Origin of the sequence: Bradyrhizobium quebecense (assembly GCF_013373795.3) — a bacterium.
Lineage (GTDB): Bacteria > Pseudomonadota > Alphaproteobacteria > Rhizobiales > Xanthobacteraceae > Bradyrhizobium > Bradyrhizobium quebecense.
In genome coordinates this window covers 6,286,072-6,298,747 of the sequence record NZ_CP088022.1, presented here as the reverse complement: position 1 = coordinate 6,298,747, position 12,676 = coordinate 6,286,072, and the positions used below count along the sequence as shown (strand labels likewise).

Sequence of the window (12,676 nt, the reverse complement as noted above, 5' to 3'; positions counted from 1 at the left end):
GGCTCAATCGGGGCGGACATTGGCGGCTTTCAGCGCTTCCGACACAAGGGCGCGAAGGCGGGATGCAACGAGCGATCGGGAAGAATCGCCGGGCATCGGGGAGGGAACGATGCTGGACTTTGTTCAGCAGCTCGTCAGCGGCATCGCGCTCGGCTGCGTTTACGGCCTGATCGCGCTCGGCTTCGTGCTGGTCTACAAGGCAACCGAGGTCGTCAATTTCGCGCAAGGCGATTTGATGATGCTGGGCGGCTTTTTCGCCTTCACCTTCATCGGCATGCTCGGGCTGAATTACTGGGTCGGCTTCGCCGGTGCGGTGATCTGCATGGCGCTGTTCGGCATGCTGGCCGAGCGGCTGGTGGTACGGCCGATCCTCGGCTATCCACAGTTCTCCATCATCATGGCGACGATCGGGCTCGGCTATTTCCTGCGCTCGGTCGCGGGCATGATCTGGGGCACCGACGACTTCAAGATCGAAACGCCGTTCAGCCAGGGCGTCTTGAGGATCGGCAGCCTGGTGCTCGCCTATGACAAATTGTCGGTGATCGCGGCGACCATCATCCTGTGCGCGCTGCTCTATCTGTTCTTCAACCGCACCACGCTCGGCACCGCGATGCGCGCCAGCTCCGAGAACATGCTGGCTGCCTATTACATGGGCATCCCGGTCAAGCGCGTGGTCTCGATCGTCTGGGCGATCTCGGCGGCGGTGGCGACCTGCGCCGGCGTGCTGCTGGCGCCGATCACCTTCATCCATTCCAATGTCGGCCTGGTGCTGGGGCTGAAGGCGTTTCCGGCCGCGGTGCTCGGCGGCTTCGGCTCGATCCCCGGCGCGGTGGTCGGCGGCGTGCTGATCGGCGTGATCGAGAGCATGGCTGGCTTCTATCTGCCGCAGGGATGGAAGGACGTCGCGCCCTACATCGTGCTGCTCGCGGTGCTGCTGCTCAAGCCCGAGGGCCTGTTCGGCCTTCATGTCCGTAAGAAAGTCTGAGGAGGAGCGCATGCGGTTTCTCTTCAAGACCGACTACGAAGACGACATCAGGCTGTTCCCGCATTCCGGCTATATCTATTCCTACGGCCTGTTGCTGGCGGTGCTGCTGATCGCGCCCTACCTGCTCTCAAGCTATCTGATGAGCCAGCTCGTCTTCGTCTGCATCTATGCGACCGTCGGCGTCGGGCTGATGATCCTGACCGGCTTCACCGGGCAGGCCTCGCTTGGCCATGCCGCGTTTCTTGCCATCGGCGCCTACACGGCGGCCTATCTGCAGCAATTCAACGTGCCGTTTCCGGTCTATTTCCTCGCGGCGGGGCTGTTGACCGGCGTGGTCGGCGCGCTGGTCGGATTTCCGGCGTTGCGCCTGCAGGGCATCTATCTCGTGATCGCGACGATCTCGTTTGCCTTCATCGTCGAGGAAATCCTGGCGCGCTGGGAAAGCGTGACCCACGGCAATGAGGGCATGCGGGTCAAGACCATTCAGCTGCTCGGCAGCACGGTGTCGCGCGACGGCCCGACCTTCTACTATCTGTGTCTTGCGGTGCTGGTGCTGACCATCGTCGGCACGCTCAATCTGCTGCGCTCGCCGACCGGGCGCGCCTTCGTCGCGATTCGCGACAGCGAGACCGCGGCGCGCAGCATGGGCATCAACGTCGCGCTCTACAAGGTGAAGTCGTTCGCGATCTCGGCGGCGATCACCGGCTTTGCCGGCGTGCTGTTCGCCCACAAGCTCTCCTTCATCTCGCCCGAGATGTTCACCCTGCAGCTCTCGATCGAGTTCATCATCGTGATCCTGATCGGCGGCACCTTCAGCCTGCACGGCGCGGTGCTCGGCGCGATCTTCCTGGTCATGATCGATCCGTTCCTGACCTACCTGAAGGACGACATGCCCGGCGTGATCAGCGGCGTCGCTGCCACGTTCGGCGCCGGCACGGAACGCGCGGGCCACATCCAGGATGCGGTCGCGGCGTTTGCCTCCGCCAACGGGCTGAAGGGCGCGATCTACGGCATCATCATCGTGGTGTTCGTGCTGTTCGAGCCCTTGGGGCTCTATGGCCGCTGGCTTAAGATCAAGCTCTTCTTCCAGCTGTTCCCGCTGTACAAGCGCGCGACCTTCAAGCGGCAGAAGATCTACGTGAAATCGGAGCGGAACCGATGAGCTATTTCCGCGCCGAGGACCTGTCCCTGCATTTCGGCGGCCTCAAGGCCGTCGATGCCGTCAGCTTCGCGGTCGAGAAGGGCGAGATCCTCTCGATCATCGGACCCAATGGCGCCGGCAAGAGCTCGATCTTCAACCTGATCTCGCGGATCTATCCGCCGACCTCGGGCAAGATCTTCTTCGAGGATCAGGACATCACGCAGGAGCCGGCCTACGACATTGCCAGGCTCGGCATCGCGCGGACCTTCCAGAACATCGAGCTGTTCGAGAATGCGACCGTGCTGAGCAATCTGCTGGTCGGCCGCCATCGCCATTCCACCACCCAGCTCTGGCAGGAGCTCTTGTTCCTGCCGAGCGTCCGTGCCGGCGAGAAGGCACATCGCCGCCGGGTCGAGCAGGTGATCGAATTCCTCGATCTCGAGCCGTACCGCGACAAGCTGATCTCGGGGCTGCCCTACGGGGTGCGCAAGGTGATCGAGCTGGCGCGGGCGCTGTGCTCGGAGCCGAAGCTGATCCTGCTCGACGAGCCGTCATCCGGCCTCAACGTCGAGGAGACCGACGACATGTCGTTCTGGATCCGCGACATGAAGAGCGAGCTCGGCATCACGGTGCTGATGGTCGAGCACGACATGACGCTGGTCAACCGCGTCTCCGACCGCGTCATCGCGCTGAACTACGGTCGCGTGCTGGCGATGGGCTCGCCGTCCGAGGTGCAGCACCATCCCGACGTCGTCGCAGCGTATCTCGGCGCATGAGGATGATGCCATGAGCGCAGCAGACATCATCCTGAAACTCTCCAACATCGAGAGCTATTACGGGCCGATCATGGCGATCCGCGGCATCAGCCTCGAGGTGCCGCGCGGCCGGATCGTGACGCTGCTCGGCGCCAACGGCGCCGGCAAGACCACGGTCTTGAAGACGATCTCCGGCATCCTCGATCCGCAGAAGGGCTCGATCGAATTCCTGGGCAGGTCGATCCAGCGCATGGAGGCCGACCGGATCGTGCGGCTCGGCCTCAGCCACGTGCCGGAAGGACGTGAGGTGTTTCCGTTCCTGTCGGTGCGCGAGAACCTGATGATGGGCGCCTATCTGCGCAAGGACCGCGACGGTGTGGCGCAGGACCTCGAGCGCGTCTACGGCTATTTTCCACGGCTGAAGGAGCGGCTCGGCCAGCCGGCAGGACAGCTTTCGGGCGGCGAGCAGCAGATGCTTGCGATCGGGCGGGCGCTGATGAACCGGCCGACGCTGCTGCTGCTGGATGAGCCGTCGCTCGGGCTGTCGCCGATCCTGGTGAAGGAGATCTTCACCATCATCCGCCGCGTCAATGAGGAGCAGGGCATGTCGATCCTGCTGGTCGAGCAGAATGCCAAGATCGCGCTGGAGACGGCGCATTACGGCTATGTGCTGGAGATCGGCCGCGTCGTCATGAACGACACCTGCGAGCGGCTGTTGAATTCGCCCGATATCCAGGAGTTCTACCTCGGCGCCAAGGAAGCGGGCGCGCGGGGTGAGCGGCGCTGGAAAAAGAAGAAGACGTGGCGCTGAGCTCGCTGACGAACGTTGGCGTCGACTAAAGTTGGCCGAGGAAGGTTTGGCGCTCAGAGCGAGTTGGAGCTAGATTTCGAGCCTGCTTCGCGAACAAGACCGGCATTCGAGCCGGCGGGTGAGGCAAGCGGCAGAGGAGGGAGCGCGCATGGCAGGACCAGCGGTGCTGACGGTTGCCGACACGATCGCGAGGAGCTTTCTGCTCGCGGTGCAAACGCGTGGCGACAGGCCCGCAATCCGCGAGAAGAAGTTCGGCATCTGGCAGCCGACCAGCTGGCGCGAATGGCTGCAGATCTCCAGGGACATCGCCTTCGGCCTGCATGCGACCGGCTTCCGTCCCGGCGACGTCGCCTCGATCATCGCCAACGCGGTGCCGGAATGGGTCTATGCCGACATGGGCATCCTGTGCGCCGGCGGCGTGTCCTCCGGCATCTATCCGACCGATTCGGCGGCGCAGGTCGAATACCTCGTCAATGATTCCCGCACGCGGGTGATGTTCGTCGAGGACGAGGAGCAACTCGACAAGGTGCTGACCTGCCGGTCGCGCTGTCCGACGCTGGAAAAGATCGTGGTGTTCGACATGGAGGGCCTCTCTGGGTTCTCCGATCCGATGGTGCTGTCGCTCGCCGAATTCACCGCGCTCGGCCGCAATCATGCGCAGGGCAACGACGCCCTGTGGGATGAAATGACCGGCAGCCGCACCGCCTCCGATCTCGCGATCCTGGTCTATACGTCGGGCACCACAGGCCCGCCCAAGGGCGCGATGCATTCCAACCGCAGCGTGACGCACCAGATGCGCCACGCCAACGATCTCTATCCCTCGACCGACAGCGAGGAGCGGCTGGTGTTCCTGCCGCTCTGCCATGTCGCCGAGCGGGTCGGCGGCTACTACATCTCGCTCGCGCTGGGCTCGGTGATGAATTTTGCCGAGAGCCCGGAGACGGTGCCGGACAATCTGCGCGAGGTGCAGCCGACTGCATTCCTTGCGGTGCCCAGGATCTGGGAGAAGTTCTATTCCGGCATCACCATCGCGCTGAAGGACGCGACCCCGTTCCAGAACTGGATGTACGCTCGGGCGCTTGCGATCGGCAACCGGATGACCGAGTGCCGGCTGGAGGGCGAGACGCCGCCGCTGTCGCTGCGGCTCGCCAACCGCGCGGCCTACTGGCTGGTGTTCCGCAACATCCGCCGCATGCTCGGGCTCGACCGCTGCCGGATCGCACTGACCGGGGCGGCGCCGATCTCGCCGGATCTGATCCGCTGGTATCTCGCGCTCGGCATCGACATGCGCGAGGTCTACGGCCAGACCGAGAATTGCGGCGTCGCGACCATGATGCCGGCCGACCGCATCAAGCTCGGCTCGGTCGGCAAGGCCGCGCCCTGGGGCGAAGTGATGATCTGCCCGAAGGGCGAGATCCTGATCAAGGGCGACTTCCTGTTCATGGGCTATCTCAACCAGCCGGAGAAGACCGCCGAGACGATCGACGCGAAGGGCTGGCTGCACACCGGCGACGTCGGTGCGATCGACAATGAAGGCTATGTGAAGATCACCGACCGGATGAAGGACATCATCATCACCTCCGGCGGCAAGAACATCACGCCGTCGGAAATCGAGAACCAGCTCAAATTCTCGCCTTACGTCTCCGATGCGGTCGTGATCGGCGACAAGCGGCCGTATCTCACCTGCCTGATCATGATCGATCAGGAGAATGTCGAGAAATACGCCCAGGATCAGGACATCCCCTTCACCAACTACGCGAGCCTGTGCCGTGCCCGCGAGATCCAGGACCTGATCCAGCGCGAGGTCGAGGCGGTCAACGCCAAGTTCGCGCGCGTCGAGACCATCAAGAGATTCTACCTGATCGAGCGCCAGCTCACGCCCGAGGACGAGGAGCTGACGCCGACCATGAAGCTGAAGCGCAATTTCGTGAACAAGCGCTACGCGGCCGAGATCGACGCCATGTATGGCGCGCGGGCGGTTGCGTAGCCGGACGACGACGGACGCGGCGAAGGAGCGAGCAGGCCCGACCCTTCGCTCAACATGGGCCATGTAAGGAGGAGACTGCAATGTCGAAATCGCTGAAGGCGCTGGGCCTTGCGGTGAGCGCGCTGGCGCTGACCTGTCTGCCGGCCGCAGCCCAGACCAAGGTCACCAATGAAGGCATCTCGCCGACCGAGATCGTGATCGGAACGCATCAGGATTTGTCCGGCCCGATCAAGGTCTGGGGCGTCCCGGTGTCCAACGGCATGAAGATGGCGGTTGAGGAGATCAATGCCAGCGGCGGCATCAACGGTCGCAAGATCAAGATGATCCTGGAGGACAATGGTTACGACCCGAAGAAGGCCGTGCTGGCCTCGCAGAAGATGGTCGAGCGCGACAAGGTCTTCGCGATGATCGGCCCGATGGGCTCGCCGACCGTGCTCGCCGCGCAGGACATCCTTTTCGATGCCGGCGTGCTGCAGCTGTTTCCGCTGACCGCCGCCGAATTCACCTTCAAGTTCGATCCCGCCAAGCCGCAGGAGCGGCTGAAGTTCAACAACCTGCTGCCCTATGTCGAGAGCACGCGCGCCGCGATCAAATACATGATGGAGTGGAAGAACTTCAAGAAGCCCTGCATCATGCACCAAGACGACGAGTACGGTAAGAACGTGCTCGACGGCTTCACCCAGCAGCTCGCCGCGATGAAGGTGCAGCCGGCCTCGGTCACGAGCTACAAGCGCGGCGCCTCCGACTTCTCGGCGCAGGTCGCCAAGATGAAGTCCGACGGCTGCGATCTCGTCGTGCTCGGCACCGTGATCCGCGAGACCATCGGCGCGATGAACGAGGCGAAGAAGCTCGGTTGGGACGTCACCTTCCTCGGCGCGACGCCGACCAACGTGCTCGAAGTGCCAGCGCTCGGCAAGGAAGCCGTCGAGGGCCTCTACGCCGCGTCGGGCTTCGAGATTCCCTACGAGGACACGGCCAAGGGCAAGGTGAAGGACTGGCTCGTCAACTACAAGAAGATGTTCAACAGCGAGGCCAACACGCAGGCCATCATCGGCTACAACGCGGTAATGACCTTCGCGTTCTACGCGCAGAAGGCGGGCAAGGATCTCACCGGCCAGAAGATGCTCGACGCGCTGGAGTCGGGCGACAAGTTCCTCGACATCTTCAGTTCGCCACCGACCAAGTTCTCCAAGACCGATCATCTCGCCAACACCATCACCCAGGTGCAGCAGGTCAAGGGCGGCCGCTGGGTGTTGGTGAAGGACAATTTGATGTTCTGAGAGGCGGTCCAGAATTCCAACTGGCCGTCATTGCGAGCGCAGCGAAGCAATCCATACCTCCCGAGAGGAAATGTGGATTGCTTCGTCGCTTCGCTCCTCGCAATGACGGAAGCGAGTTTCGATCACCTGGCTCAATTCACCGCGCCGTCGGCCGCCACGCGGCCTCGGCGACGGGCGGCGCATCGACATAGCGGCTGACGGCATTCTGGTCGATCACGAAGGTCGGCCGAAAACGCCTGATGTCGGCGTCCTCGATCATCGCCATGCGGCGGTTGTCGAGCGTCAGCCAGTGGCCGTCGAGCCGCGCCGCGACCACGGCATGGTCCTCGCCGCCGAGCAGGTCATGCATCACGACGATGCGCAAATCTTCCGGCGCGACGCCGGCCTTGCCGAGCGCCACGAATTTCGCGATCGCATAGTCCTCGCAATCGCCGCTGCCGCGGGCAAAGGTGGCGAGCGGCGTGGCCCAGACGTCGGGCTCGCCATAAGTCGCGAGATCGCTGCCGGGGCGGATCGCCAGATTGATCGCGCGGTTGATCTCGCCGAGACGGGCGCGGCCGGTGCGCGCGCGACCGGCATCGACGATCGCCAGGAACCGCAGCGCCTCCGGCGACGCACATCCCGCGCGGTCGCTCTCGCAGGCTGCGAGCTGCACCAATTCGTCGGCAAGCTGACGTTGCACGCCGAGCCATTTGTCGTGCAGGCCGCCGCCGGCAAGCGAACTGGTCGGCAGGCCGAACGGCTCGGTCGACTTTCTGAGCAGTGTCGCCGGGCCGGGCGAGAGCACCGAGGCGGCCTTGAGCTCGGCAATCGGCGCGGCCAAGGCCAGGCCGAAGCCCAGCATGACGGCGCGCAGCGCAAACGAGCGAAGCGAGTTACCCATGCGACACCCCCTGTCCGCTCATCGACGGGTGGATACTGCACCGCGCACGCGACCGGATCGTTTCATGCCGACAGCATGGCCAACGATCCCTTCGAATCGACTTAAGATGTGGGGAATCCGGGCAGGAGCCTAAAGGGCGTGTGGCCCGGGTCCCGAAAACTTTACCGGTTTGTGAAACGAACCGGCGAACCTTTTTCCACCGCAAAACGCCTCATCGTTGCCCTCTGGTTAGCCCGGCCGGTCCGCGCACGGGATAGCTGCGATTTGTAAGCCAGGTCACAGCTTTAACCGGAAAAATGGGGTCAGATGCCCTCTCGGGGCTGCGGGGAAATAAAGGCAAGTAGAGAAATGCCAGTCAATACCACGAATACGTGGCTCAGTACCCATCTTGGCTTGAATCCCATCTCATGGTACCGTCCGGTAAGTCCGGACTACACGACTCATCTGAGAGTGAGCCAAGTCACACCCAGTCAAACCGCGCAATCAGAGCACCTTGCGAAACCACAGCATGATTTCGCGAAGCTTTATCCGATGATATGCAGGCGTAATCATTCGGATATTCTACCAATATTAACCCTCGTGCGGTGATCCGCAGTGAACTTTGTCGAGAAATTCGACGGCCATTTGCCGAACGCGGACGCTTATGCCCGTGGATCGGTGCATGTCGACAGCGTTTCCACGCACGCTCCGCCCGGCGCGATCACGGTCGACGACGGGCAATTGCTGTTCACCGGCGACTTCAAGCGGACCGGGCTCGATCTCGTCATCTCGAAGGACGACCGGGAACTCGTCCTGCACGACTACTTCAAGGGCGGGAAACACGCGGCCCTGGCGTCGCCTGAAGGCGCGCATCTCACCGGCGACCTCGTCAACGCGCTCACCGGCTACACCCAATATGCCCAGGCCGGCGGCGCGGTGGAACCGGCGAAGGTCATCGGCCACGTCACCAAGCTGGTGGGCAACGCCACCGCGATCCGCAATGGTGTCGCGATCGTTCTGAATCAGGGCGACAACGTCAACAAGGGTGACGTGGTGCAGTCCGGCGGCGACTCGACGCTCGGCATCACCTTCATCGACGGCACCGTGTTCGGTCTCGGACCGAATGCCAAGATGGTGCTGAACGAGATGATCTACGACCCGAACGGGTCGAGCAATTCGTCGCTGATGAGCCTCGTCTCCGGCACGATCTCGTTCGTTGCCGGCGCGACCGCCAAGCATGGCGACATGAAGGTCGATACGCCGGTCGCGACCATGGGTATCCGCGGCACCGCGGTGCTGGTCGAGATCGATTTCGACGTCCAGGGCACGGGTGGTGTGCCGCCGGCCAAATTCCAGGTGCTGGTCGAGCCCGACGGCTCCACCGGCTCCTACATCCTGTTCGACAAGACGACGCTCAATCCGATCGCAACCGTCGATCAGGCCGGCACCCAGACCATCGTCAACGGCCAGGGCAGCGTCAGCTTCGTGTCGTCGGCGCAACTGTCGACCGATGCGCAGAAGCTGATCTCCGATGTCTTCGCGCTGAAGTTCACCGACAATTCGAATCCCAACACCAAGCTCACGACGAACTTCACGGACAGCGTCGTCCCGGTCACGATCGGCCTGAAACTCGCGACCGGCGACGCCATCGTGCCGATCAGCTTTCTGCTTGGGTTGACCAACAATCCCGGATCGCAGCCCGCTCCCATCAAGTCCGACCACATCGCCGGACCGCCGCATGTCGTGACCCAGAATGGGGCGATCACCGAACAGGCGGGGCTGACCCACAGCGCGCTGCCCGACACGGTGAACGGCCAGATCACCTGGGTGGACGTCAATCTCGGCGACAAGCCGACTGCAACCGTCAACTTCAGCACGTTCAGCTACCACGACGCCGGCGGCAACGACGTCACCTCGTCGCTGACGGCGGCGGAACAGGCGGCCATCGCGGCCGTCGAGGTCCCGGTGCTGCTCGACCCCAATCCGCTCAACAGCAACATCGGCTCGGCGACCTGGACCTACAGCCTTGCCGACGGCGCCTTCGACTTCCTCGCCGCCGGCGAAACGCTGACGCTGACCTACATGGTGCGCGTCGATAACAACTACGCGCTGAGCAACGAGACCGCATTCAAGACCTTCACCATCACGATCACCGGCACCAACGACACGCCGGTCGTGACGTCCGCCGCACAGGTCGGATCGATCACCGAGCTTCCATGGACGACGAATTCCGCCTCGCCCGATACGGCGGATGGCACGGTGACGTTTACCGATGCGGATTTGACCGACACGCACACTGTCGCCATCACCGGCGTCACCGCGACCGGCTTCACTGGCGGAATTCCCAACCAGGCCACCATGCTGAGCTGGCTGTCGCTGGGCACACTGACCGATTCGACCGACGGCGTGACGGGATCGCGCTCCTGGACGTTCTCGGCCGCCGACAAGAGTTTCGACTATCTCGCCGTCGGCGAGACGCTGACGCTGATCTACACGGTCCAGATCGACGACCATCATGGTGGCGTCGTCACGGTCCCGATCACGATCACGATCGTCGGCGCCGACGACAAGCCGGTGATCACCTCGCCGGCCCAGGCGGCCGCCATCACCGAGGCCGAGGGCGTAACCGGTTCGGCGAATCCGGATAGCGCGTCCGGCACCGTGACCTTCACCGATGCCGATCTCAGCGACACCCACAGCATCACCGTGGCCGGTGTCACCGAAGCGGGCGTGACCACCGGGCTCCCCGATCAGGCGACGATCCTGAGCTGGCTGTCGCTCGGCACGCTGAAGGATACGACCGGCGGCGTCACCGGATCCAATGCCTGGACGTTCTCGGCCGCCGACAAGAATTTCGACTATCTGGCGGCCGGCGAGAAGCTGACGCTGACCTACCTGATCCAGGTCGACGACCACCATGGCGGCGTCGTCACCCAGCCCGTCACGATCACCATCACGGGCACCAACGACACCCCGACCTTCGCGTCGGAACCGCCGACCACCTCGGTGCCCGAGGCGATCGGCGAGACCGGCTCGACCAAGCCGGACGCGGTCCAAGGCGTGGTGGCGTTTGCCGACGTCGATCTCAGCGACACCCATACCGTGTCCATCACCGGCGTCGCAGAATCCGGCACGACCACGGGCCTGCCTGTGGACGAGTCCACGGTCCTGAACTGGCTGTCGCTGGGGACGCTGACGGATTCGACCGGCCATGTGAATGGTTCGCAGGCCTGGACCTTCTCGGCCGCGGACCAGAATTTCGACTATCTCGCCGTCGGCGAGACGCTGACGCTGACCTACACAGTCAAGATCGACGACCATCATGGTGGCGTAATCAGCCAACCGGTGACGATCACGATCGTCGGCAGCAATGACGCGCCAACCGTCACGTCGGCGCCGCAGACCGCCATCATCCCCGAGCAGCCCGACACGACGGGTTCATCCAAGCCGGACGTCGCATCGGGCGTGGTGGGATTTGCCGATGTCGATCTCAGCGATACTCACACCGTATCCATCACCGGTGTGACCGAATCCGGGACGACCACCGGCCTGCCCGAGGACCAGTCCACGATCCTGAACTGGCTTTCTCTGGGGACGCTGACGGATTCGACCGGCCATGTGAACGGATCGCAGGCCTGGACCTTCTCGACTGCGGATCAGAATTTCGACTATCTGGCCGCCGGCGAGACGCTGACGCTGACCTACACGATCCAGATCGACGACCATCATGGCGGCGTCATCACCACGCCTGTGACGATCACGATCAACGGCGCCAACGACGCGCCGACGCTGGCCGAGGTCAACGCCGGCACGCTCACCGATACCGCTGCTGACGACACGTTCAGCCCGCTCACCGGCGCGCTGCACGGCCATGACGTCGACGACGGCGAGACCGCGACTCTGACCTATGCCGCCCTCAATTCGGACCATGTCGCGGTCAACTCCTCGATCGCTGGCCTCTACGGCTCGCTCACGGTCAACGCGGACGGCACCTACAGCTATGTTCCCGACGCCGCCGCGATCAACGCGCTGGCCAAGGGCACCTATGCCGACACGTTCACCGTCGAGACCATCGATGCCCATGGCGCGACCGGGACTGCGACGCTGACGGTCGATGTCGTCGGCGCCAACGACGCGCCGGTGATCCATACCGACAACATCAACATCACCGACAATCCCAACGGGACCGAAACGATCTCCGGCCTGACGGTCACGGATGTCGATGCCGGCGCCAACGAGAACTTCACCCTGGCGGCCGCGACCAACCCCGGTTCGGGCAGCAGCGTCGCGCCGCCAGCGTTGGTCGGCCATCTCCCGGATCTCAACACCGCGCTCGGGTCGCCCGGCCTTGTCTACGACCCGGGCCAGACCCCGCCGGCGACCGACAAGATCGCGCTCTCCGTGACCGACGGCCACGGCGCGAGCGATACGGTCAACCTGATCTTCAACGTCCAGCAAAATCCGTCTCAGCCAGTGACGCTAACGGGCACCAGCGACAAGGACGTGTTCTTCGGATCGGGCTATCAGGACAAATTCGTGTTTGCGCCGAACTTCAATCACGACACGATCCTGAACTTTACGCCGGCCCAGGACCAGATCGACCTGTCCACGGTCGTCTCGACAAGCACCTTCAGCAGCTGGTTCGATCAGAATGTGACGACGTCGCCGACGAATTCGGCGGATACGCTGATCACGGTCGACAGTGCAGACACGATCACGTTGCACAATGTCTCGAAGGCGAGTTTGTCGCAGAGCGACTTCATCATTCATTATACGTGATGGGCGTCGGCCTCCTGAAAGGGCCGACCGGATCCTGCATTGCGCAACGACTGCTTGATTGGAACAACTCTCCGCG

The 12,676-nt window shown here is 63.4% G+C and carries 8 protein-coding genes; 7 read left to right on the top strand and 1 reads right to left on the bottom strand.

What is annotated here, in order from left to right:
* Window positions 1-109: 109 nt before the first annotated feature.
* The 6 genes from HU230_RS30370 (at window position 110) to HU230_RS30345 (ending at window position 6,959) form a co-directional block, all read left to right on the top strand.
* On the top strand, window positions 110-985 hold the full coding sequence (locus HU230_RS30370; protein WP_021080282.1) for a branched-chain amino acid ABC transporter permease: 876 nt from the start codon (window positions 110-112) through the stop codon (window positions 983-985).
* Between the two features lie 10 nt (window positions 986-995).
* A complete protein-coding gene (locus HU230_RS30365) occupies window positions 996-2,147 on the top strand; it encodes a branched-chain amino acid ABC transporter permease (RefSeq protein WP_176528663.1) in 1,152 nt (383 codons plus the stop codon).
* Window positions 2,144-2,902: an ABC transporter ATP-binding protein gene (locus HU230_RS30360; RefSeq protein WP_176528664.1), complete on the top strand. Its 759-nt coding sequence runs from the start codon at window positions 2,144-2,146 to the stop codon at window positions 2,900-2,902. Before HU230_RS30365 ends, HU230_RS30360 begins: the two co-directional genes overlap by 4 nt.
* A gap of 10 nt (window positions 2,903-2,912) precedes the next feature.
* Window positions 2,913-3,692 carry an ABC transporter ATP-binding protein gene (locus HU230_RS30355; protein ID WP_176528665.1) on the top strand — a complete coding sequence of 260 codons (780 nt, stop codon included), beginning with the start codon at window positions 2,913-2,915 and terminating at the stop codon, window positions 3,690-3,692.
* Window positions 3,693-3,840: 148 nt separating this feature from the next.
* On the top strand, window positions 3,841-5,679 hold the full coding sequence (locus HU230_RS30350; protein WP_176528666.1) for an AMP-dependent synthetase/ligase: 1,839 nt from the start codon (window positions 3,841-3,843) through the stop codon (window positions 5,677-5,679).
* Window positions 5,680-5,759: 80 nt separating this feature from the next.
* Window positions 5,760-6,959, top strand: coding sequence for an ABC transporter substrate-binding protein (locus HU230_RS30345; protein ID WP_097670954.1), 1,200 nt, complete (start codon window positions 5,760-5,762; stop codon window positions 6,957-6,959).
* 136 nt (window positions 6,960-7,095) lie between these two features.
* Here HU230_RS30345 and HU230_RS30340 read toward each other — a convergent pair whose 3' ends face one another.
* The gene (locus HU230_RS30340) at window positions 7,096-7,842 is read right to left on the bottom strand and encodes a transglutaminase-like cysteine peptidase (RefSeq protein ID WP_176528667.1); all 747 of its coding nucleotides are present in this window, start codon (window positions 7,840-7,842) and stop codon (window positions 7,096-7,098) included.
* A gap of 594 nt (window positions 7,843-8,436) precedes the next feature.
* Here HU230_RS30340 and HU230_RS30335 point away from each other — a divergent pair.
* Complete coding sequence (locus HU230_RS30335; RefSeq protein ID WP_176528668.1) at window positions 8,437-12,600, top strand: VCBS domain-containing protein; 4,164 nt, start codon at window positions 8,437-8,439, stop codon at window positions 12,598-12,600.
* The last annotated feature ends 76 nt before the right edge of the window (window positions 12,601-12,676 follow it).